This is a genomic window from Ekhidna sp., from assembly GCF_039960695.1.
Classification (GTDB): Bacteria; Bacteroidota; Bacteroidia; order Cytophagales; family Cyclobacteriaceae; genus Ekhidna.
The window spans coordinates 167,634-190,673 of record NZ_JBDVKP010000010.1 but is presented as its reverse complement, the minus strand read 5'-3'; the positions used below and the strand labels follow the sequence as shown (position 1 = coordinate 190,673).

The window sequence follows — 23,040 nt, the reverse complement described above, 5'->3', positions numbered from 1 at the left end:
CATACTCGGCTTTTCGGTTTCAATGACCATATGCTATTTGTTTTTAAGCAGCGTGTCATTCCTAGCAATTAGAAAATACATGAAGCGTAGGAAGCTTTATAGAGTCAATGACTTGATTGGCTCGCCAATGGCTCCTTCTGTATCGCTAATAGCACCGGCTTACAATGAAGGCTTGACAATAGTTGAAAACATTAGATCAATGATTTCTTTGGAATACAACAACTACGATGTGATCGTAGTAAATGATGGAAGCAAAGACGATACCTTAAGAAATGTAATTGAAGCTTTTGACCTGGTCGAAGTTCCATTTCATGTCAATGCCAAAGTGAATACCAAAGAGATCGTATCAGTTTATAAATCATTAAATCGGTCATTTAAAAAACTAACCATCGTTAACAAGATCAATGGAGGCAAAGCAGATGCTCTAAATGCAGGTATTAATGTTTCATCGAGCAGACTTGTCGCTTGCATCGACGTAGATTGTATCCTCGAGAATGATGCATTGCAGCGTATGGTTAAGCCTTTCATGGAAGATTCTTCTGTAATTGCATCTGGAGGAGTTGTGAGAATAGCCAATTCATGTGAGGTGGAACATGGTAAGCTGCTAAAAGTGAACTTACCTACAAATAGCCTTGCTCGGTTTCAGGTGCTTGAATATCTCAGAGCGTTTCTGCTTAGCAGAATGGCTTGGGCCAGGCTAAATGGGCTACTGCTGATATCGGGTGCATTTGGCATGTTCGATAGAAAGCTGATTCTTATGGCAGGCGGATACAGTACTGATACTGTGGGAGAGGATATGGAACTGGTGGTCAGAATGAGAAGTATGATGACCAGAGCAAAGAGAAAATTTAAAGTGACCATGATTCCTGATCCACTTTGCTGGACTGAGGCGCCATCGACCAATGAGATTTTAGCCAAACAAAGAAATCGATGGGCGAGGGGAACCTACGAAGTATTGAAAAAGCACACCTATTTATTCTTAAATACTAAATACAAAATAACCGGGCTGTTCGGATATCCATTCTGGTTTTTTTTCGAATGGATGGCACCATTACTTGAATTCAGCGGACTGGTTTATTTCGTTTTTCTACTTCTAACAGGCTCTGTTTCATGGACTTATTTTCTTACACTCCTCGTTATGTTCTACTGTTTTTCAATTTTCATATCATCCTTTACACTATATGCAGAAGAAATCTCCTTCTACAAATATGGGCAAGTGAAAGATCAGCTAAAACTCCTTTTTGCAGCACTATTAGAACCATTTGTTTACCATCCGAAAGTCGTTTGGTCATCTGTAAAAGGAAACTTGGACATTATGAAAGGAGTGAAAAGTTGGGGTGAAATGACGAGAAGTGGATTTAAGAAAGTGAAAATAGCAAAACCAAATACCCAATGAAAAACCTACTAATCCCCTTTATTTTATCACTTGGGTTGAATGCTTCAGCTCAAACAATTGAAGAATTTCTGACAGAAATTAAGACGTTGAGTTCTGAGAAGAATTATGATGTGGCACTACAAGTAATTTCTAATGGACTTGAAATGTATCCCCAGGATGCTGATCTGGAAATATATAGAACAAGAATGTATTTGTGGATGGGCGAATATCCAGAAACGGAAACTCTATTGGTAAATCAACTAGAAATCTATCCAGATAATTATGAAGTTCATCAACTGAATAATAACCTGTATTTGTGGCAGGAAAAGTGGGAACAGCTTTTAGCCGCATCGAGTGCATCACTCTCATTTTTTCCGGATGATCTGGATTTCAAGACGAAAAAGGTTATTGCACTCAAAAATCTAAAGAAATATAAGGAAGCCATAGAAATTTATGAGTCCACAGCAGATAAGTCGCCTACCTTAATTTCCCTTGGAGAAGAACTGAAGATGGTGCATCATCAGCAAATTGGATTGACTATTTCAAGATCTCAGTTTTCCAGTAGCTTCGATCCTTGGACCACTGGTAGAGTTGAATACCAATATGTTTCGAAAAACTCATTCAATATATCCACCACCTATGCGAATATGTTCAATCAAACAGGAACCAGTTTTAATGCAGAATTCTACCCAAGGTTGTCCAATAAAATCAGTGGCTTCTTTGAGGCTGGAGGTAGCTCGTCTGCGATCCTTCCGAAGTTTAGATTTGGTGGAGAGATTATACTGGAAGCTAAAAAGATAGAGCTTTCAGTTGGTGCAAAGTTATTGAACTTCCGAGACCAGGATGAAGCCATACGAATTACTACCGCAGCAGTTGGGTGGTACTACAAGAAATTCTATGCGAATTTCAAAGGCTACTTAACCACTGTTGAAGCCACACATTCCACAACAGGATCTTTGCTTGTGAGAAGAACTTTCAATAATAGATATCACTATGTTCAGGTCAATTTAGCTCAAGGAGCTACTCCGCTTCAGATCAATAATTTTGCTGAAATAAGTCGTATCAATTCCACTACACTTCTGCTTTCATACAGCCACTTTATTACGAATGGTTACGTCATACTGATATCTGCTGGAACTCAAAATGAGGAATACGTAGAAGGAGTTAATCGAGATAGGTATTCCGCTAGCATTAGCTTTTCAAAGCAATTCTGAATGAAGGTATAATACCTGTTGGTAGTTCTCAATTCGATAATTAATTTCTCAAATGAAGAATTAAAATACATTTTTAATCTTTTTCGAAAATCACAAAAAGTTGATAGTCAGTAGTTTAAATCTAACAATTCTGGCGCGGAATGGTTTTTCCATATTAAAGGAGTATCAAACAACCCTTAAAGAATTATGGATTTCGGAATACCAAAAGCACTCAACATTTTAAAGGATAAACTACAAGGATGGCTAGAGTCCCTTACCGCTATGCTGCCAAATTTTGCGGTTGCAGTTCTTGTGATTCTCTTATTTTTCTTCTTAGCAAAGGCAGCAAAATTAATCGCACGAAAGATTTTTCAACGATTTTATGACAAGCCGGCTGTTCAAAACCTCTTTACCACTCTGATTTATATTATGGTAATGATACTCGGCCTCATGGTAGCTTTGGATGTATTGCATCTGGAAAAAACCGTATCGTCGCTATTGGCAGGAGCAGGTATTATTGGTTTGGCACTTGGTTTTGCTTTTCAGGATATCTCTGCCAACTTCATATCCGGTGTACTTATCGCAATCAGAAAGCCAATAGAAGTCGGAGACATAATAGAATCGCAGGGCTACATGGGAGTAATTCAAGAAATCAACTTACGAGTAACTATCATCCGGACATTTCAGGGATTACATATAATCATACCTAATAAAGAAATTTTTCAAAATCCATTAACAAACTATACAAAGACCAACGAGCGAAGAATTGACCTGGAAGTTGGTGTGTCATATGGAGACGACCTGGAGAAAGCCAAAGAACTAGCTCTTGATGCTATCAAATCACAGCCATTTCTATTGGAGGGTAGAGACATTAATTTATTCTACACTGGGTTTGGCGATAGCTCAATCAACTTCGTACTACACTTCTGGATTGAATACCCGGATCAGCCAGGTTTTCTTGAAGCGAGAAGTCAGGCGATTATGACTATAAAAAAGACTTTTGATGAGAATAATATTACTATCCCATACCCAATTAGAACATTGGACTTTGGAATAAAAGGAGGCGAAAAGCTCTCTGATATGAATATGCAGATGACCTCAACCGGAAAATCTGCTTCTTAAATAAATGGTCAAACGATAAATTTTGAAACATGAAAGAAATAGAAATCTTAGAAAACGTGAATATTAATGACAAGAATAAGTATGAAGAAAGTATCAAGGCTTTTGCGGATAAGCTGGAAGAAAAAATAAGTTTTCTTAAACACAGGAAAGAAGAGGTAGAGCAGTCTGCAAAGGATACGTTCAATGAAAAAATCGAATTACTTAGGCAAAAGAAAGAATCTTTGATGAAACATTATGAAAAGATCAAAGAAACAAGCGAGAGCAAATGGAATGACGTGAAAGAAGAAACTTCAAAAAAAGTGGATGAAGTGAAGACCGAAACAGAAACTGCCTATACTGGAATTCGCGATGGCTTCTCATACCTTTTTGATAAGCTCAAGAATTAAAATTTACATATTTCAAAAAGCCGACAATTTAGTCGGCTTTTTTTATGGATGTGAGATGATAAGTTCAGTCGGAGTGGATTTAAAATAGAAAGCAAATTAGAGAACATCATTTACTATATTAGATCATCGTATGAAGAAGTTGCTGTGTTAAGATTTTTGTGTCAACTAGCTTTTTATTTTTTACTAATCATCCAGTGCAGTGCTCAATTAAAACTGGATAAGGATAATAGTATCTATCGCTTGAACAAACACGTCCAGGTTTATAGCACAAAAGATACGCTAGATGGACAATCAGCTTGGAACGGAATTAAAAAAAGCAAGCTGGAGTTGCTTGCTGAGAATACCAATCCTGGAATTTCCAATTTGGCGTACTGGATTCAAATACCAATTTTCAATGACTCTCAACAAAGTGAATTTTATCTTGAAGTTGATTATCCTCAGCTAGACTATCTCCAATTATATGATGTAAAAAGAAATTCTGCCTACTTACTCTATGAAACTGGTGATAGATTTGAATTTAATACGCGCCCAGTACAATACAGAAACTTTGTATTTCCAGTGAAATTAGAGAGAGGCGATAGTATAATCTTGCTTCTCAATGTAGACAAGCGGAAATCTGCAGCACGTTTCCCACTAACGCTCTACACAAATAGCTCCTTTTGGAAAATGTACAATCAGGAGACCATTTTTTATGGCTTCTGTTTTGGGTTTCTCGTGCTAGTAGTATTACTATCCATTATAGTGGGTCTGAAACTCAGGATGACCATTTTTATTTGGTATTCACTTTATGTCCTCACATTTGGTCTGAGGTGTTTTGCTAAACTTGGTTATGGTTATCAGTTTATCACCTCAGAAGATCCTGAATTAAACACCCACTTCTTTCCTTTCACGACACAACTAGCTATGATCTTTTTGATCATGTACATCCAACGCTATTTCGATACAAAGCAAACCATGCCTCGTTTCAATCAAATTATGAATTTTCTGCTGGTTCTGTTTGTAATTAGCTCTATTGTATGGTTGATTTTTCCTGCCTTCATGGTTTCTGCTGCACCAGTTCTTATCTCAATGAGGTATGTGATTGTAATTTCTATAATCGTATTTGCCTATATGAGTGCTGAAAATTATATGAGAATCAATGCTTTTAGTTCTCGTATATTCTTGATTGGGTATTCGGTATTCTTCCTTGGCGTCTTTAGCCAAATTTTAATGGAGTATGGGATAATAGAGAGATCTCTGGTTCCGGGAGATCCGTTATTTGCTGGCTTCTTCATAGAGGTCGGGGTACTTTCCTATGCTATGTTGACGATCTTAGTGGATATTATTAAGGAAAGGAATAGGCTGACTATTATAAATGTTCAATTAAAAAATCTGGTACATAAACTTAAACAAGAGTCTCTAGAAGATGAATCACCCTATGTGGTTTTAAAAAGTAAGGCGGTAGTCGACCCACATAAGATTCGATACATTCAGTCAGATGATCATTACCTGGAGTTTTATTTAAGTGATAAGAATAGACCTGAAGTTGATAGAAACAACCTTAGTGCAATCCTAGAAATCTTACCTGCACGGTTTGTGCAAATTCATCGATCAACGATCGTCAATTTAGAATATGTACGTACCATATATGGAAGTTACTTACTACTTAAAGATGGTGAAGAGTTAAAGCTTTCAAGAACCTATAAGTCTAATTTGGAAGAGCGACTAGCAAAATAATCTGCATTTCACGTTGGACATTATGTCATTCACGACAAAAACTTCAATATACTGAATTAGGGGGCTTTAATTAGGGGTAACACCAAAGCTAAAACCTATGAATCTTAATCAAAGAAACATCGAAGATGAATTGACAAATCGCGAAATTCAACTGATAAGATGGCTAAGGGCGGGATACTCAAGGAGTGAAATAGCTGATAAAATGGCCATGAGTATTCACACATATGATGGCTATCGAAAAAATATTAGAATAAAGCTTCAAATAAAGAATCAAGCTGATTGGGCAAGAGTACTTATGCAAGTAGCTTAAAACTTATAGCTGAGTTGATTTAATCAGTTTCAAGAATTAAAATTTACATATTCCAACAAGCCGACATTTTAGTCGGCTTTTTTTATGGATTCCGAAATGATGTTTTGGGGTGCCGACTTTGTAAAAATCAATGATATATACTTGCGATTTATAATGAATAATAACCCTAAAATAAAGATGAAAAAAGTACTATTAATTGTGTGTTTCATCGCTGGTTTTGGAATGGCAATGGCGCAAGAAGAAACCACGTTTACTGATGAAGATCTTACCAAATATGCAACTGTGATGGTGTGGGCAGGAATAGAAAAAGGGAAAATGACCGAGATTTATAATGGATGGATTCGTGACAATGAAATATTAGATGCTATAAGATATAGAGAAATAAAACAAGCAGAAGATGATTCAGTAAAATTACAAGAAATAGCAGTTACATTAATTGAACTCGACGCATATAATAGGATCAAAATGCAACATGATTCAATTATGTCTTCTTTTATTTCAGTTCTAAAAGCTGAAATAAAAGAGACAATTGGTAAAGGTCTGTACAAAGAACTAAAAAAAGTTTTAAAATCAGACGTGGATGTAAAGGCCAGATATAAAGTAATCTATGATGGTCTGATGGATGAGCAAGGGTTAGATGAAGACGAGACTGAAGATTGAAAATCCGTTGACGATATTGAGAAATGAAAAAACCTGTCATTGGGTAGGTTTTTTCATTTCTCAGTCAATTGAATCCCTCCGTCTACCAACTTGATAAGCTTCTTTTTGTACAGAATCCCAACAGAGCGTTTAAAGTTCTTTTTGCTCATTTGCAACATGGACTGAATATCATCCGGATCACTTTTGTCATGGAGTGGGAGATGACCATCGTTTTTGTTTAGCTCGTCTATTATTTGCTGAGCACCTATCTCTAAATTTTCAAGTCCCTCTTTCCTCAGACTCACATCAATTTTTCCATCTTCGCGCAGTGCTTTAATATATCCTTTGATGCGATCTCCTTCAAGCACGTCATGAAAGAGTTCACTTTCATAGATCAATCCTCTGTGGCTATTATTAATAACTACATTCACACCAAGATCTGTAGTATTGGCTATTAACAAATCCACTTCTTGGCCTTCCTCTACAGTAATGTCTCTTTTAAAGTATTTTACGACTTTGGCAGTAGCTGCTAATCGATCGGTTTTTTCGTCAAGAAAGAGATACACCAAACACCATTGTCCCTTCCTTAGTTTGTTATTTTGTTCACGAAATGGAACAAGCAAATCTTTATCGATGCCCCAATCTAGAAAAGCACCTACATTGCTGGCATCCTTAACCTTGAGGTAGGCAAATTCATTGACTAGCGCATATGGAGTCTGTGTTGTACAAATGATACGATCTTCTGAATCTCGATAGACAAATACTTTAAGCTGATCGCCCTCTTTGGTTCCCCTTGGGATATATTTCGTAGGAAGCAAAACATCCGTTTCTCCATCAGTAAGGAAAGCACCAGGAGTGGTGAGTCTATCAACTTCTAGTGTATGGTATGTGCCGACGTTCATGTGCACAAAATTAAGTCAATGAAACTCCGTGAAATTTAAATTTTCATTTCTGGTACATCTCCATCCACTACCAATCTTCCTGCTGTAGCATTTTTTATTTCATCTACGGAGATACCCGGTGCTCGTTCGAGCAGCTTGAATCCTTGAGAGGTGATATCTAAAACTGCCAGATTGGTCACGACCTTTTTCACACATTGCACACCTGTTATTGGAAGTGTGCATTCTGAAAGAAGTTTAGATTCACCTGCACGGTTTGTGTGCATCATTGCAACTATAATATTCTCAGCGGAAGCGACCAGATCCATTGCTCCTCCCATGCCTTTTACCATTTTCCCGGGGATTTTCCAGTTGGCAATATCTCCATTGTCTGCAACCTCCATTGCGCCAAGTACTGTAAGTTGCACATGTTGTCCTCTGATCATTGCAAAGGAAGTGGAGGAATCGAAGATGGAAGCTCCTGGCAAAGTGGTTACTGTTTGTTTACCTGCATTAATCAAATCTGCATCTACTTCATCTTCACTAGGAAAAGGCCCCATTCCAAGTAATCCGTTTTCTGATTGAAATTCCACACTTATTCCTTCCGGAATATAGTTGGCAACTAATGTAGGAATGCCTATTCCAAGGTTCACGTACCATCTATCCCGAAGTTCTTGAGCTATTCGTTTAGCTATTCCGTTTTTATCTAACATTTTAATTTGATGATTTGATGGTTCTCTGTTCAATTCGCTTTTCGTATTTCTCACCCTGGAATATCCGCTGCACAAAAATTCCCGGAGTGTGAATGAAATTGGGATCTAATTCCCCTGGCTCTACTAGTTCTTCCACCTCGGCGATGGTGATTTGACCAGCCATAGCCATTGGCGGATTGAAGTTTCTTGCCGTTCCTTTAAATACAAGGTTGCCTGCACGATCGCCCTTCCATGCTTTAACAATCGCAAAATCTGCTGTGAGCGCGAACTCAAGGATATGAGGTTTCCCGTTAAACGCTCTCATCTCTTTACCTTCGGCCACTTCTGTGCCATAGCCTGCTGGAGTAAAGAAAGCTGGAATGCCTGCACCTCCCGCTCTGCAACGTTCCGCAAGAGATCCTTGTGGAATTAGGTCAACTTCCAATTCACCACTAAGCATTTGCCTCTCGAACTCGGCATTTTCTCCAACATAGGACGAAATCATTTTCTTTATCTGTTTTTTCTGAAGTAATAAGCCAAGCCCGAAATCATCAACTCCGGCATTGTTGGAAATACATGTCAGGCCTTTTATGTTGGCCCTCACTAAAGCTGCAATGGAGTTTTCGGGAATTCCGCACAGCCCAAATCCACCAAGCATAAGTGTCATGTTATCTTGAATTCCGCGGATTGCTTCATCCGCGTTTGCTACTACTTTGTCAATCATGGTTTGAAGTTATTGCGAATGAAACAAATAAAAAAAGCCATCAGCAAATAGCTAATGGCTTTTCCTAAGCTAATGATTCTAATCATTCATCCTTCAAACATTCAACAGGATTGACCTTCGTTGCTTTTAGTGTCTGATATGCGATGGCGAGCAAGGTGAGAATCGCTGCAACAATCGCAGGCATGAATATCAAAACAACAGAAACTGATGTTCGATAAACAAAATTTTCAAGCCAGTCATTCATAAACCAATAGGCAAGCGGTAGGCCTAAGACAAATGCAATACCTATCAATATGAGAAATCTGTTGCTTATAATCATCCAAATACTTCCTGACGAAGCACCTAATACTTTTCTGACTCCTATTTCTTTGAGCTTAGTTTCGATGATAAAGCCAACCATTCCGATAAGTCCGAGACAGCCGATTAGAATGGCAATGGCTGCAAATACTTTGATCATACTTCCTAATCTTTCCTCTTGTTGATATTGTTCATTGAAGAGATCGTCTACAAATCTGTAGTTTGCGTCAGTGTCTGGATCAAATTGAGCATAAACGCTTTCGATGTGATCTAACGACTCTCTGATGTTCTCTGGTCTCAGCTTAAGGCTTATTCTTCGGTAGCGATCTCGCGTTAAGAATAGCGTAGGAACAATGGGGCTGTATAGAGATTCAAAGTGGAAATCTTCCATAACACCAACGATCCGTCCGGTAGATGGACCATACCCAAGCTTCTTACCTACTATCTCATTTGGATCCTTGAAACCCAGTGCCTGAGCAGCTGCTTTATTAATGATATAGTAGCCCGCCACTACAGTATCCTGTTGCAGATTGGTTTCCATACCATCTCTGAAATTTTCTCCAGCCAACACATCTATGCCGTAGGTGTCCAGGAAGTGCTTGTCTACGGTAACCACTGGCAACCTGAAGTTTGTTGCAATAGCAGAATCTCCTTTAAAAAATCTTGAACCCCAATTATCGGCTAGCCTCCCCGTTGGAATTCTGGAAGAAAAGGCAGCTTTCTCAATATTCGGATGTTTAAGTAGCTCACTTCTAAAGGTCTCATTACTATAATCGCCACGCGGTAAGGACAAGCTGACCATCCGCTCTCGATCAAAACCAGGATCTGAATTTCTAATGAAACTCATTTGACTTTCAATTACGCCTATGGCGAAAATGAGTCCAATCGTTACTATATACTGAAATGTCACTAAAAAAGAACGAAAATTCCACTTGCTGGAATTCATAGACTGTTCTCCTTTAAGTGCCTGAACGAGATTGATTTTTGAAAGAAACAACGCTGGATAAAGCCCAGCCATGCTACTCACCATAATCATTAATACAATGAGGCCAATAAGGATGTCAGTTTGAATGAGCGGATTAAAAATCAATTGTTTACCAACAAAATCATTGAGATATGGGAGGGCTAGAATAATTAAGATTATGGCAAGTGGAACTGAAATAACTACTACTAGGAGTGACTCGGATAAGAATTGTTTGACAAGGGAAGATTTGAACGCTCCAATTACTTTTCTAACACCCACTTCTTTCATCCTTCTTGAGTAATGAGAAGTGGCTATATTCATGTAATTGACACAGGCTACAAGAAGAAGAAGAAGACCAACTACACTGAAAATGTAAACCTGATCAATAGAGCCATTCGTCTCATATTCGCCCTCAAGATTAGAAGTAAGATGAATGTCCAGTAATGGTTGAAATTCAAAGTCGTAAAAATCTCTTGCATCAGCACCGGATTGAAATTGACCAATGTATTTGTCCCAGAACTCATCATTTGCATCCTTGGTAAGGTTAGGAATGTCTGCACCAGAACTTGTTCTGATGTAAGTCAGCCAATTGTAATTACCTCCAACATTTTTGATGACATCTTCGCCCATAATCATTTCTACAAACCGGATAGGAGCTAGGTAGTCAAAATGAAAATGCTGCTGATCAGGCATGTCTTCCATGACACCTGTGATTTTAAATGGTGCTTCATTTCCATCTCTGGATAGTGTTACAGTTTCCCCAATAATCCCTTTTTCCTGCCAATCTGTCCCGAAGATTTTCACTGCTTTCGATCTGGTTAGAACTAATGAATAGATATCAGGGAAGGCAGTTTCAGCACTTCCTTCGATAAATTCAAAGCTGAAAATTTCTAAAGCATCCGGATCACAAAAAACTACTTGTTCACTAAGAAACTCCTGATCTCCGTAATTGAGATCAGGAAATGCCCAGGCATAGAATCTCGTCGCATGAGTAATCTCCGAGTAGTCCTCCTTCAATCTTGAGGCATGCCCAGCCGACGCAAAAGCCCATTGCCTACTTACATCACCATCTGTGGTGTAATTTTTTACAGTTACGCGATAAATATCTCTTGCATGTTCATGATGGCGATCATAACTGATTTCATCTTGAACAAAAAGTGCAATAAGCACAAAAGCGGCTATACCTGTAGATAAGCCTATTACATTAATGACCGTACTGGATTTGTATTTCCAGAGGTTTCTTAGTCCGATTTTAAAGTAATTTTTAAACATAGTCGTTTCCTTTTCAATTGAGTTTTGAGCTTCTAATTCTTTAATCATGCTTGGCTTAAAAAGCCGAATAATCTGCCATGCGTACCATCGTTTTGCACGAATGATACTGGAGCCATTTGCCTTAAGTTGAAATTCTTCCTCTAAATCTCCTTGCACGTCCTCATAGTAGTCCTCTTTGAGAAACCATGCTAGGAATTTGGTAGACCAGGAAGGGGGAGTAGGCCGTTGCTTATCCATGCTTTTGAGTATTCAAATGATACATCAGGAATTGCTGACCAAAGCTTCATTCTGGTTTCCTTAGAATAATCGAGTGCCGCTTTTCCAGTCTTTGTTACCTTAAAGTAACGTTTTCTCTTCCCGCCACGAATAGCTGTGGCTTCTCCAAATTCGGATTTTAAATAACCCTTTTTTTCCATCCTTCTTAAGGCCGTCTGGAGTGCACTTACGCTTACTGTTCGCTTGAGCCGAGTTTCAATATCCTCCTTTATAGAAACACCATAGGCATCGTCATGCAAGATGGCAACCGTCAATAAAACGATTTCTTCAAATTCACCTAACTGATATTCTTTCATTTACTTAGAGTTAAATTTCTAAATGTAAATTTAATATAAAACTGCTAAACGTAAACATTATAATAAAGTTGGGATAAAAAAACTATCCTAACGAATCGAGGTGGCCAACAAATTGATTTTATGTGGATAAGTATTTCTAGAATATCCCACGGAAAATTGACTTGAAGGCTATTTTCGTAGCATGTCTCTTATCATCTATCGCTCATCGGCAGGTTCAGGCAAAACCTACACCTTGGCAAAAGAATATTTAAAGCTTGCGCTCCGCTCAAAAGACTATTATCAGAAGATTCTTGCGGTAACTTTCACCAATCGAGCAGCGGAAGAAATGAAGGAGCGAGTACTCGAATTCTTGATTGATATTTCCAGAGGGAATCACGAACTAATCCATGTTTTTGAAAAAGATCTTGACAGGTCTAAAGATCAAATTATTCAAGCAGCTAACGATGCACTTACTCATTTGCTTCATCACTATGGTTATTTTAATATCACTACCATTGACACCTTTTTTCACCGTGTTATTAGATCATTCTCAAGAGAAATTGGTTTGCAGGGAAGCTTCGGCATAGAGCTGGACGTAGATAAGGTAGCAGATTTTATTACATCGAATGTTTATGAGGGTGTTGAAAACAATAAACAACTGCGTGATTGGTTAGTAGAATTTTCAATGGAAGGTCTATCCGGTGGAGAAGGCTATGAGACCAAGGGACAGGTAAGCAAGTTGGCTAAGCAACTTTTCCAAGAAGAGTTTAAAAAACTGCCTCAAGGACAATTTACTGATGAGCAGGTAAAGGGGAAGATCAAAAACCTGAAGTTAGAACTCATAAAAACAAAAAGAGCATTTGAAGATCATCTCCGTGATATAGCTGAAAAGTTTGACAATGTAATGCAGGTTGCAGGATTGTCATTAGATGATCTAAACTACAAAGCTTCCGGGCCGGGTGGTTTTTTTCCAAAACTTGGAAGAAAAGAATACGATAGCCTGATGACCAAACGGGTTGAAGCTGCAAGATTGGATGCAGGAGCCTGGACATCCAAGTCAAGTAAGCTCAGAGATCAAATCATGCAGGTTTCAGAGACTTCACTCATTCCACTGATGAATGAGTCAATTGATTACATTGATAAGCATAAACAAGACTACTATACAGCCAACGCTGTTCTGAAGCATCTATATACACTGGGTTTGATGACCGATCTCGCGCAGAAGCTTCAGGATTACAAAAGGGAAGAAGAGGTAATTATGATATCAGATCTTCCGGATTTCCTTTCCCAAATTATAGATGATACAGGCTCCCCTTTTATATATGAAAAGGTGGGAACATGGTATTCTCACTTTTTGATTGATGAATTTCAAGATACATCACAGTTTCAATGGAATAATTTTAAACCGCTTTTGGAAGAGAGTCTGGCAAATGGACATCAAAATAGCATCGTAGGAGATGCCAAACAATCGATATATGGATGGAGAGGAGGCGACCCTACCTTGCTGTTGGATACAGTTGAAAAAGATATTCCGCAAACATCTGTGGATCCAACAAAGAGCACCAACTATCGAAGTGCGAGAAATATTGTGAATTTCAATAACCAGCTTTTTTCGAAGCTGCCAGAACTCATGGTGACCGAAATGGGAGAATCAATTACAGCTGACGAGGGAAGAATGATTCTTAAAACTTATGAAAGCGTGGAGCAGGAAGTGTCAGGTAAAAACAAAGATATTGATGGATTGGTGCATCTTGAATTTCTTGAATCGGAAAAGAATGAATGGAAGTTGCGCTCCATGGAACGAACCATCGAAACGATGGAAACACTATTGGCGCAAGGGCATCGATTGAATGATATGGCTATTTTGGTTCGAACCAACAAGGAAGCCACAGATATTGTGAGTCATGTACTTGATTATCGTAGAACGCATGACACCCAAATTGAAGTAATATCAGCAGAAGGAATGCTTTTGGAAAATTCAGCAATCGTTCAGTTAGCACTATCAGCATTTAATCATCTAATTAATCCAAATGACATAAGTATCAAAGCAGACCTGACCTACCGGTATCAGAAGACAGTGAAGCAGAGAGATTTTTCTAATCATGCTGATTTCGCCAAGCTTGCTGACTCTGGATTGCCAGGTAGTTTCACCAAATTCAAGCAACATTTACTTCATCTACCTATTCTGGAGTTGGTAGAGGTTTTGATTCGAACGTTTGAGTTGAATAGCTTGGAATCTGATTTTGTTTATCTACAAGCATTTCAGGATGCAGTACTTGAATTCACTAAAAATAATCGTTCCGATTTGAGACTATTTATGGAGTGGTGGGAAGACAACGGGAAAAAACGTTCGGTGCAGCTTACCGGTGCACTGGATGCTGTTGAAGTGATCACTTCACATAAATCAAAAGGTCTACAATACCCAATTGTATTTGTTCCGTTTTGCAACTTCGATATGAATAGTCGTTCCAAACCAGTCTGGTATAAATCACCTTACCAAGATGGCGAAAACTTACCTGTAGATTATAAATCTGAATTGGAAAATACAAGATTTGTAGATAGCTATCAAAAGGAATTTGCGAAGTGGCACCTGGAAAGTCTGAATGTGCTCTATGTGGCTTTTACTCGTGCAGAAACTGCACTCTATGTACATTGTGATCCTCCACCAAGCAAGAAGGAAAAGATGCATAGTACAGCGAGTAAACTGCTCTGGAGTTTCTTCGAAAATCAAGCAATAGAGGGTTGGAACAACGAAACCAAGACTTATACTAATGGAAATGTACCCATAAAGCATCGCGAATCTGACGATGAAATGGTTAAGCTCAATAACTATACGTCCAATAAATGGAGCTCTAAACTAAAAGTACGAAAAACCGGAAAAGCCTACTTCGACGATGAAGTTGAGAAAAGTAGAAATGAGGGAATTCTTCTGCATCAGATTCTCTCAGAGATCATTCACTTAGATGATACTAAAAATATACTGGACCGATACGAGAGAGCAATGCAGATTACTAAAGAAGATCGTAAGCGATACGAAAACTTGATTAACAATTTGTGGGAAGACGAGAAAGTCAAGTCTTGGTTTAATGGAAAAGGAGTGGTCAAAACAGAGGTGGTTGTACTGCCTAAAGATGGCGATGTAAAACGCATGGATCGGGTAGTCATTAATGGCGATACAGCTACAGTTATCGATTTCAAAAGCGGACGACCTAAATCTGCAGATAATCTGCAGATCAAAGAATATGCTCGATTGTTAATGGAAATGGGTTATAGGACAGAAGGATATTTACTGTATTTAAATAGTAGCAAGGTAGTTGAAGTATGAGCACATTCCTCTCCACAGTAGCAGATCATTTACTCACTCATCATCCCGATCGGTTAGGAGATTGCACCGTAGTTTTTCCAAACCGTAGAGCTGGCCTATTTCTGAAAAAGCAGCTATCTCAGAAATTGAATAAGCCTGTATGGTCGCCTGCAACGATTAGTTTAGAAGACTTTCTTTTTACATTCTCACCCACGAAGAAAACAGATCCACTTACGCTGATATTTGAGTTGTATGAAGCGTTCAAATCACATCATGGACAAGCCGAAGGATTTGAATCTTTTTACTTCTGGGGGGAGATGCTGCTTCGGGACTTTGAAGAAGTTGATCACTACCTGGTAAATCCAAAACAATTGTTTACCTACGTCAAAGACGATCGTCAGTTAGCTGAAGATTTCTACTTTCTTGACGAGGAGCAGGAAAAGATCATTAAGAAATTCTGGCAGGAATTTTTACCAACAGCCACTAAAACTCAAGAACAGTTCGTAGAGACGTGGAAGATTCTTATGCCCGTATACACCACTTTTAAAGAACGTATTAAAGAGCAGGGGATCGGATACACTTCACATGTCTATCGAGAATTGGTAGATAATCTGGAACGTATAAAGCGTGATGAAAGCAAACCGTTGATATTTGCAGGTTTCAACGCACTAACGCCAGCAGAGGAGCTGCTTATTAAGCATTTTGTTTCTAGTTATAATGCTGAAGTTCTTTGGGATATTGATGCCTATTACATAGATGATACCAATCAAGAAGCTGGAGGTTTTCTTCGGAAGTATGCTAAAGATCCAATTTTAGGAGTAAGTTTTCCAACTCCATTACCTCAAAAGATCATTCAAGAAAAAGGAGTGGAAGTGACTGGGGTTTCGCTCGAAGTAGGACAAGCCAAGCTAATCGGAGAGGAGATTGACCGGCTCATCAAAGCAGGTGTGAAGAATGAAGAAATTGTGATCGTACTCCCACAGGATTACATGCTTTTTCCCATTCTGAATGCAATTCCGGAAAAAGTAGACAAGCTTAATGTAACCATGGGATATCCACTAAAGGATACACCTCTTTTTGGGTTACTAGAGGCAGCAATAGAGCTACAGGAGCATGCAAATCTCTCACCAGAAAATGGACTCTCATTTTATCATAAGCCAGTAATAGACATTTTAAGTCATCCATATTTATACAAAGAGGATAAAAATCCACTGGATAAACTTATCAGTGAGATTAAGAAGAAAAATCAAATTCGAGTATTTCAGCAGGAGATTCAAAGCATTCAATCTACTGTTCTAAACACAGTCTTTAAGCAAGTAGGGGAGCAAGGAAGCTTAGCTAAATACTTGCAGGAAATCATCACGGTCCTTGGCGATCAGGTAGTCGAGCGTTTTGGACTGGAGCGAGAGTATCTGTATCACTTTCAGCAGCTACTCTCACGACTGGGTGAAATCCTGGATAAGCAAACGGCCATCATTGATATTAAGACCTTCAAGAGCCTGTACAGAAAAGCCACTCGTTCTGTTAAGATTCCTTTTACGGGAGAGCCGGTAGAAGGGCTACAGGTGATGGGGGTTTTGGAGACAAGAAATTTGGACTTCAAGCATGTATTAATGCTTAATATGAATGAAGACATCTTTCCAGCATCTCAGCGCGCGGGATCATTCATTCCTTATCGAATTCGCAAGGCTTTTGAATTGCCAACTTTTGAAACTCAGGATTCTATTTATGCTTATCTATTTTATCGGCTATTTCAGAATTCAGAGAAGCTATCATTCTACTACAACATGTTTGCGGACTTTGGACTCAGCGGTGAAGTAAGCCGTTTCATCAGGCAGATAGAATTAGAAAGCGGATTATCAGTAAAGCGGAAGAAGCTCAGCAACTCAATTCAGGTTTCTGAAATCAGGCCTATTACCATAGAGACAAGTCAGGAGGTTTTAGAAAAGCTATCGATTTATACAGATACAGTCCCCGAAATGGATCAACGCAGGCTATCTGCTTCGGCCTTAAATATATATCTGGACTGTCGATTGAAATTTTATTTTAGGTATGTACTGAGACTCTTTTCAGGTGATGAAATGAGTGATGATCTGAACGCACGCCACTTTGGCAATGTACTTCACCGAACGCTAGAATATCTCTACATGGATACCATGAGAGAAAAAGGATCCAGAATCATTGATGAGAATGATTTTTTCAGGATGGAAAGCTCAGTAGATGGTGCTATGGAGAAAGCGTTCAAGGAAGAATTTGGGATGAAAGGGAAGAAACGCTTTGAGTTTAAAGATCGCAATGTGGTCATGGCTGAGATTATTCGAAAGTTTGTAAAACAGGTGATCGAAATGGATAAGCAATACGTTCCTTTCGAAGTAGTCAGCCTGGAGGCTGAAGATAAATACGAGAGGTTCTTCGAAATCCTTCCAAATGGAAAAACCACTAAAGTGAAGCTAGGTGCAGACATTGATCGGGTAGATAAGAAGGATGGAGTGGTTCGTGTGCTCGACTTTAAAACAGGTAGGGATGAGACTGAAATAGGACAGTTTGATAACATTTTTAATCCAGAAGTCTTTTATAAATATCAAGCTGGTCGAAAAGCAGGATATCAAACCTTTTTTTATGCATGGTTGTATGCGTCAAAACATGGACAGGAAAATGCCATAGTACCTGGCCTCTTTAATATTAAACAATTCTTTCAGCCAGATTTTGATTATCGTTTAAAGACAAATGGCAACCCCATTGCAGATTCGAGAGGCTTTTTGCCGCAGTTTGAGCTAAAGATGAAGGAACTACTTGAACAGATTTTTAGTGCTGAGGAACCCTTCAATCAGACAGAAGATCTTAGAAAGTGCAGCTTCTGTGATTTTAAGGGAATTTGCGAGCGATAATTGGCAATTTCAGGATTCTGCCCAAGAGACCTTTTCCCCCTTCCTCAATCTTTAACATTTTTTAAGAAATACTGGCATTTTTCTTGATCTATTGATGATCATTAAAGAATGATAAAAGCAATGGTTAAGATGACCAATTTTAGTTAGTTGAATTAGGTAGTCTTATTAGTAGAGTGGTTTAGCCTCATCAGAATATGATGAGGCTTTTTTTCACGATAATAAACCAGGTAAAATGAATTAATTAAACCAACCTGCAACTTTTGGTAAGCCATCCACATCCTTATATTGTAAACACACTAAAAAAGACAATTCAGCCGCCATGGAAATATCGAAATCTTCTTCAATTAAAATCCGACTAGGGATGCTGCTTATGATCGGCATATTTGTATTTCGTGCATATGCAGAAGTTCTTCTATAAGATTGAATAATGATATAACCTCAAGTTGAATGCTTGAGAAAGAATCCTCTTCATACTTACTACACTAAATCCCCGCTTTTAAGTGGGGATTTTTTATACAACACCATTGTTGTTTGGTCACTTGCTACTATTATTTCTATCTTGGACAAGACCATCAGCTATGATTATGGATTTGAAACTACGAGATTGGATTCTCAGGGATTATAACGTTCCTAAATCAGAGGGAATACAGTTGATTACAATATTAGTGCTCACTATCTTAATAAGTTGCCTGGCCGTAGGAGAAATTCTGGTCGACCTAAAAGCCACATCATTACCACTAATACTTTCGCTTCTCGGATGCAATTTGATTTTACTTATCTGGGTTAAGTATTTTGGAAAATCAAAGATTATAGGGCATGCGCAGCTATTAATCCTTTACATCATGTTTCAGGTGAGTTTTTTCATGCTGCCAAATACTTTTCATGTTTTCATGTATTGGATGCCTTCAATACCGTTGCTCGCACTAATATTTGGAAATGTACGATCTTCTCACATCTGGCTGGCAATAATTTTGATTACACTGTGGATAGATTCAAGCTATGGAATCCAACAAAATGGAAAAGAATACTCCGCTACGATTCCATATATTCCTTATTCATTTGCAGCCTCTTTTTTCACCCTTACATTGGTTGTATGTTTTTTATTGCTATACAATCTATTAGGAAGGTCTTATAGCAGGTTACGTTCCAAAAATCGTGAAGTGATCGAACTCATAAGCCAGCTAAAAACAATGAATGGCTCACTGGAAAGTATTGTGAAGGAGCGGACACAAGACATTGAAGAACGAAATGAACGATTAAAGCGATATGCTTTTATGAACTCCCATCTGGTTAGAGCACCGCTGGCAAATATTCTAGGAGCAGTTCAGCATTTGCAGGATGAGAATGATAGAAAGAAATCAAAAGAACTCATGGAGTTATTGATGGTTTCAGCATCCAACTTGGATGACGTTATTAAGGAGGTGGGTAAATCACTAGCTGAGAAAGAATAGTCTTTGATTTTTTTTGAATACAAATTAAAATATAGTAATTTAATAGTGGGTTTAGTAGTTCATACTAAGTCCATCAGGAGGTTAGATTGGACCTGATAGTTTATGCTATTTAGGCCACACCAACCCAAAGGCGAGTAACCCTCGCCTTTTGGATTTTTATAGCAACCATTTAGCTACTAATTCTACCGATCTCCAATCACTTGTAACCATTGTATTTTTAAGAGGTATTTATAGTGTGATGCAACTTTTTCAGAAAACTCGCATCTATAATACAGACACCCATTAAAATCGAACATGGAAATTTCAGAATCACTTTCGACAAAACTAAGAATCGCGATGCTACTATTCTTTAGCATCTTTATCCTAAGAGCCTTTGCACAAACCACAGTTTCAGCAGCTAAGGTCATGGAAGATGTTCGAGATGGTAAAAACATCTCTTATGAAAATGCTACCATCGTTGGGGAACTTGATTTCACCTACATGGCTGAGAAGATGCCAGACCTTCCAAAAAAAGCAAAATGGTGGAATAATGGCGGAGGTAATACCGTAGAGGAGTCCATCGATGTGAGTGTATCATTTGTCAACTGCACTTTCGAAGACGATGTTCTTGCATACATCCATGACGATCCTTCAGGCTATACGTTTACTGCGGATTTTGATAAAGATGTAGTCTTTCAAAATTGTGAGTTTAAAAGAAACGCAATGTTTAAATATTCCGATTTTGATGGGGAAGTAAATTTTTCTGGCACCAAGTTCCAGCGAAAATCAACTTTTAAGTATGCCGAATTTGACGAATCTGCTGATTTTTCGGATACATACTTCGACGATGACGCCACATTCAAATACGCTCAATTCGATGAAGGAGCTAGTTTTAGGAATGCCATTTTTGAAGAATCATGGAATATAAAATACATGAAAGCCAGGGGTGATTTTGATATAGCAGGATTAGATGTGAAAGATGATATCGATGCGAAATATACCAAGATCAACGGACGAAGCTTCACCAACTACTTAATTGAATCTCGAAATTAATCTCTCTTCATATATACACGATACCAACTCGTGACTTTACTAAGCCTCTTTCAATTTAATTGATTGAGGCTTTTTATTTCCTTTCATTACGCTTCCAGATGATTCCATCAATGGACGACGTGCTATTTACAATGTTTGCCTCCTTGAGAGAGTACAAAACGCCTTCCAGCATTTTATTACTTACCCATCCATTTACTACCCACTCAGTTGAATGATACCATCGTTCAGCATCTTTTATATTTAGATTAAATCTCTCAGACACCAAAGCAGGGGCATTGTTCAAATCCATGAAACTTTGGTTCGCCTTGTGAATGATCTTCAAAGTCTCACTAATAAGTAATGGATTGGAATCAATCAACCGGTTAGTAGCAGCTATCATAAAGCACGGCCAAGGAGATATGAACTCGTCAATTTTTTTAAGTTTTCCTTCTTCGAGATATGGCTTTGTGGTAAACTTTTCCCAGTAGAAAATATCGGCTTGATTGGTGTTTAATGAATTGATGCCACCAATAATGTCTTTAACCTCTACAAACTGATCTTTACTAATAGATTGCTCCTGCAGCATAGCGTTTACAATTGGCATAAGGTGTGAGCCAGAACCAAATCGACTTATTGCAATTTTTTTATCGAACACCTGCGAGTGATCTTCTTGGTAGTCAATGCTAGTGTGAATCCCCCAGGTCAGCGATGTTTTCACAAAACCACTTACAATACGAGAAGGGTTTCCTTTAATGATATCAGTTACAATGCCTTCGGTCAGCAGAATACACATATCAACATCATTGTTTCTTAGTGCTTCTTTCATGTCTCCGGATCCACCAGGAAAATCTGTCCAGTCTAGCTCAATATCCGTTTCATTGAACCAGCCATTTTCTACGGCAAGGTGAATGGGAAGATTAAAGTGCTCTGGTACTCCGCCGATTCGAATACGTCTCATGTATGATTGCTAAGATTATATGAGGTGAAGTTAAGACATTAAATTGCTGTCTGATAAATGAATTGAATTAAAAACGTCTTAAGAAATACTATGAAAGCATATCGCCTGAGGAAAACTGGTAAAACCAGGGTGCTCAAAGTTGAAGATATACATGAGCCAACTCCCAAAAGCAAGGAGTTGAAAATCAAAGTGATAACTATCGGGATTAATTACGCAGAGATTCTCTCGCGTAAAGGACAGTATAGTTGGGCACCAAAAAAGCCTTATGTGATGGGCATGGAATGCTATGGTGAAGTGATAGAGATGGGCAATGATGCTGTAAAATACAAAGTCGGTGATCATGTAATTGTCGGTCAGCAGTATGGTTCATATGCAGAATACGTATGTGCACCTGAACACCTTTGCTTTCCTGCATTTAAAGAGTTTACAGCTGAGGAAAATGCGGCATATCTCGTCAACTTTATGACAGCTTGGGTAGCATTAAAAAAATTATGTAGAGTAGAGGCTGGTGAGCGGGTACTTATTCAGGCTGCTGCTGGTGGTGTAGGTACAGCGGCTGTTCAGATTGGCAGTGCACTAAAATGCAAGGTATACGGTACAGCCAGTAAAGACGAAAAGCTAGAATTGATAAAAAAGCTTGGCGGTACGCCTATTAATTATAGAACCAATGATTTTTATTCTGAAATCATAAAAGATGGGGGAAAAGTCCATTGCGTGTTAGAAACGGTAGGAGGAGATGTCTTTAAGAAAAGCATGAAACTCCTAGACTCGTTCGGACGCTTGGTAGTTATTGGATTTGCCAGCATGAATTTTAAAATATGGAATCCTTTTTCTTGGGTGAAAACATATATTGACGCTCCGAAAGTTAATATGATGAATATGGCAATTGAAAGCAAAGGTGTTTTTGCTTCACATATTGGTTATCTAACGGAAAACGAAAATCTCACATCCGGTATCTGGGATGAATTGCATGCTTTCACAAAGGATAATAATCTGAAACCTGTGGTTGGAAAAGTTTTCGATTTTTCAGACTTACCGGATGCGCATACTTACATGGAATCGCGAGATTCCGTTGGAAAAATTGTAATCAAGCTATAATATTTAAATTTTATCCCTATTATCTCCAATACCTCTTTGATATTATCAAATGATAAAAAAAAATTCAAAATCCTTTGATAGATAGCTAAAAGCTTATAAATTCGAGTATAGATAGTGAGTATCTATTTTCCATAGCTGGTTCTTAATGATGAAGGGTTACTAACAAGTGGCCCTTCTTTTTTTCTCTTTCAAACTTTTTATTAAATTTATC

The 23,040-nt window shown here is 38.3% G+C and carries 18 protein-coding genes; 12 read left to right on the top strand and 6 right to left on the bottom strand.

Going from position 1 to position 23,040, the window contains the following annotated elements; translation table 11 throughout:
- Nucleotides 1–79: 79 nt before the first annotated feature.
- From ABJG98_RS06250 to ABJG98_RS06220, 7 genes are all read left to right on the top strand, one after another.
- On the top strand, nt 80–1,396 hold the full coding sequence (locus ABJG98_RS06250; RefSeq protein WP_348278630.1) for a glycosyltransferase family 2 protein: 1,317 nt from the start codon (nt 80–82) through the stop codon (nt 1,394–1,396).
- Nucleotides 1,393–2,589 carry a YaiO family outer membrane beta-barrel protein gene (locus tag ABJG98_RS06245; RefSeq protein ID WP_348278629.1) on the top strand — a complete coding sequence of 399 codons (1,197 nt, stop codon included), beginning with the start codon at nt 1,393–1,395 and terminating at the stop codon, nt 2,587–2,589. The genes ABJG98_RS06250 and ABJG98_RS06245 overlap by 4 nt, the downstream gene beginning before the upstream one ends.
- A 186-nt stretch (nt 2,590–2,775) precedes the next feature.
- On the top strand, nt 2,776–3,690 hold the full coding sequence (locus ABJG98_RS06240; protein ID WP_348278628.1) for a mechanosensitive ion channel domain-containing protein: 915 nt from the start codon (nt 2,776–2,778) through the stop codon (nt 3,688–3,690).
- A 29-nt stretch (nt 3,691–3,719) separates the two neighbouring features.
- A complete protein-coding gene (locus tag ABJG98_RS06235; protein WP_348278627.1) occupies nt 3,720–4,076 on the top strand; it encodes a hypothetical protein in 357 nt (118 codons plus the stop codon).
- Between the two features lie 240 nt (nt 4,077–4,316).
- A complete protein-coding gene (locus ABJG98_RS06230) occupies nt 4,317–5,792 on the top strand; it encodes a 7TM diverse intracellular signaling domain-containing protein (protein WP_348278626.1) in 1,476 nt (491 codons plus the stop codon).
- Nucleotides 5,793–5,889: 97 nt separating this feature from the next.
- Nucleotides 5,890–6,102: a helix-turn-helix transcriptional regulator gene (locus ABJG98_RS06225; RefSeq protein ID WP_348278625.1), complete on the top strand. Its 213-nt coding sequence runs from the start codon at nt 5,890–5,892 to the stop codon at nt 6,100–6,102.
- 177 nt (nt 6,103–6,279) lie between these two features.
- Nucleotides 6,280–6,762 (top strand): hypothetical protein, encoded by a 483-nt coding sequence (locus ABJG98_RS06220; protein WP_348278624.1) that lies wholly within the window; start codon nt 6,280–6,282, stop codon nt 6,760–6,762.
- 53 nt (nt 6,763–6,815) lie between these two features.
- Here ABJG98_RS06220 and ABJG98_RS06215 read toward each other — a convergent pair whose 3' ends face one another.
- The 5 genes from ABJG98_RS06215 to ABJG98_RS06195 all read right to left on the bottom strand — a co-directional run bounded on the left by ABJG98_RS06215 (nt 6,816) and on the right by ABJG98_RS06195 (nt 12,140).
- Nucleotides 6,816–7,643, bottom strand: a complete 828-nt coding sequence (locus ABJG98_RS06215) for a S1-like domain-containing RNA-binding protein (protein WP_348278623.1) — start codon at nt 7,641–7,643, stop codon at nt 6,816–6,818.
- A gap of 35 nt (nt 7,644–7,678) precedes the next feature.
- A complete protein-coding gene (locus tag ABJG98_RS06210) occupies nt 7,679–8,332 on the bottom strand; it encodes a 3-oxoacid CoA-transferase subunit B (RefSeq protein ID WP_348278622.1) in 654 nt (217 codons plus the stop codon).
- Nucleotide 8,333: 1 nt separating this feature from the next.
- On the bottom strand, nt 8,334–9,035 hold the full coding sequence (locus ABJG98_RS06205; RefSeq protein WP_348278621.1) for a CoA transferase subunit A: 702 nt from the start codon (nt 9,033–9,035) through the stop codon (nt 8,334–8,336).
- Between the two features lie 82 nt (nt 9,036–9,117).
- On the bottom strand, nt 9,118–11,805 hold the full coding sequence (locus ABJG98_RS06200) for an FtsX-like permease family protein (protein ID WP_348278620.1): 2,688 nt from the start codon (nt 11,803–11,805) through the stop codon (nt 9,118–9,120).
- Nucleotides 11,757–12,140: a helix-turn-helix transcriptional regulator gene (locus ABJG98_RS06195; RefSeq protein ID WP_348278619.1), complete on the bottom strand. Its 384-nt coding sequence runs from the start codon at nt 12,138–12,140 to the stop codon at nt 11,757–11,759. The genes ABJG98_RS06200 and ABJG98_RS06195 overlap by 49 nt, the downstream gene beginning before the upstream one ends.
- A gap of 181 nt (nt 12,141–12,321) precedes the next feature.
- Here ABJG98_RS06195 and ABJG98_RS06190 point away from each other — a divergent pair, with 181 nt between their 5' ends.
- The 4 genes from ABJG98_RS06190 (at nt 12,322) to ABJG98_RS06175 (ending at nt 20,794) form a co-directional block, all read left to right on the top strand.
- Nucleotides 12,322–15,444, top strand: coding sequence for a UvrD-helicase domain-containing protein (locus ABJG98_RS06190; RefSeq protein WP_348278618.1), 3,123 nt, complete (start codon nt 12,322–12,324; stop codon nt 15,442–15,444).
- The gene (locus ABJG98_RS06185) at nt 15,441–18,311 is read left to right on the top strand and encodes a PD-(D/E)XK nuclease family protein (protein ID WP_348278617.1); all 2,871 of its coding nucleotides are present in this window, start codon (nt 15,441–15,443) and stop codon (nt 18,309–18,311) included. Before ABJG98_RS06190 ends, ABJG98_RS06185 begins: the two co-directional genes overlap by 4 nt.
- A gap of 584 nt (nt 18,312–18,895) precedes the next feature.
- The gene (locus ABJG98_RS06180; RefSeq protein WP_348278616.1) at nt 18,896–19,762 is read left to right on the top strand and encodes a hypothetical protein; all 867 of its coding nucleotides are present in this window, start codon (nt 18,896–18,898) and stop codon (nt 19,760–19,762) included.
- A gap of 294 nt (nt 19,763–20,056) precedes the next feature.
- Entirely contained in the window at nt 20,057–20,794 is a 738-nt protein-coding gene (locus ABJG98_RS06175; protein ID WP_348278615.1) for a pentapeptide repeat-containing protein, read from the top strand.
- 73 nt (nt 20,795–20,867) lie between these two features.
- Here ABJG98_RS06175 and ABJG98_RS06170 read toward each other — a convergent pair whose 3' ends face one another.
- Nucleotides 20,868–21,731, bottom strand: coding sequence for an ABC transporter substrate-binding protein (locus ABJG98_RS06170; RefSeq protein WP_348278614.1), 864 nt, complete (start codon nt 21,729–21,731; stop codon nt 20,868–20,870).
- A 90-nt stretch (nt 21,732–21,821) separates the two neighbouring features.
- Between ABJG98_RS06170 and ABJG98_RS06165 the strand changes: the two genes are divergently transcribed.
- On the top strand, nt 21,822–22,829 hold the full coding sequence (locus ABJG98_RS06165) for a zinc-binding dehydrogenase (protein WP_348278613.1): 1,008 nt from the start codon (nt 21,822–21,824) through the stop codon (nt 22,827–22,829).
- The last annotated feature ends 211 nt before the right edge of the window (nt 22,830–23,040 follow it).

Coding starts and splice junctions, on each gene's coding strand:
- ABJG98_RS06165 (WP_348278613.1), top strand. CDS start 21,822: ATGAAAGCATATCGCCTGAGGAAAACTGGTAAAACCAGGGTGCTCAAA.
- ABJG98_RS06200 (WP_348278620.1), bottom strand. CDS start 11,805: ATGGATAAGCAACGGCCTACTCCCCCTTCCTGGTCTACCAAATTCCTA.
- ABJG98_RS06175 (WP_348278615.1), top strand. CDS start 20,057: ATGGAAATTTCAGAATCACTTTCGACAAAACTAAGAATCGCGATGCTA.
- ABJG98_RS06245 (WP_348278629.1), top strand. CDS start 1,393: ATGAAAAACCTACTAATCCCCTTTATTTTATCACTTGGGTTGAATGCT.
- ABJG98_RS06235 (WP_348278627.1), top strand. CDS start 3,720: ATGAAAGAAATAGAAATCTTAGAAAACGTGAATATTAATGACAAGAAT.
- ABJG98_RS06240 (WP_348278628.1), top strand. CDS start 2,776: ATGGATTTCGGAATACCAAAAGCACTCAACATTTTAAAGGATAAACTA.
- ABJG98_RS06170 (WP_348278614.1), bottom strand. CDS start 21,731: ATGAGACGTATTCGAATCGGCGGAGTACCAGAGCACTTTAATCTTCCC.
- ABJG98_RS06220 (WP_348278624.1), top strand. CDS start 6,280: ATGAAAAAAGTACTATTAATTGTGTGTTTCATCGCTGGTTTTGGAATG.
- ABJG98_RS06250 (WP_348278630.1), top strand. CDS start 80: ATGAAGCGTAGGAAGCTTTATAGAGTCAATGACTTGATTGGCTCGCCA.
- ABJG98_RS06185 (WP_348278617.1), top strand. CDS start 15,441: ATGAGCACATTCCTCTCCACAGTAGCAGATCATTTACTCACTCATCAT.
- ABJG98_RS06180 (WP_348278616.1), top strand. CDS start 18,896: ATGGATTTGAAACTACGAGATTGGATTCTCAGGGATTATAACGTTCCT.
- ABJG98_RS06210 (WP_348278622.1), bottom strand. CDS start 8,332: ATGTTAGATAAAAACGGAATAGCTAAACGAATAGCTCAAGAACTTCGG.
- ABJG98_RS06205 (WP_348278621.1), bottom strand. CDS start 9,035: ATGATTGACAAAGTAGTAGCAAACGCGGATGAAGCAATCCGCGGAATT.
- ABJG98_RS06225 (WP_348278625.1), top strand. CDS start 5,890: ATGAATCTTAATCAAAGAAACATCGAAGATGAATTGACAAATCGCGAA.
- ABJG98_RS06195 (WP_348278619.1), bottom strand. CDS start 12,140: ATGAAAGAATATCAGTTAGGTGAATTTGAAGAAATCGTTTTATTGACG.
- ABJG98_RS06215 (WP_348278623.1), bottom strand. CDS start 7,643: ATGAACGTCGGCACATACCATACACTAGAAGTTGATAGACTCACCACT.
- ABJG98_RS06190 (WP_348278618.1), top strand. CDS start 12,322: ATGTCTCTTATCATCTATCGCTCATCGGCAGGTTCAGGCAAAACCTAC.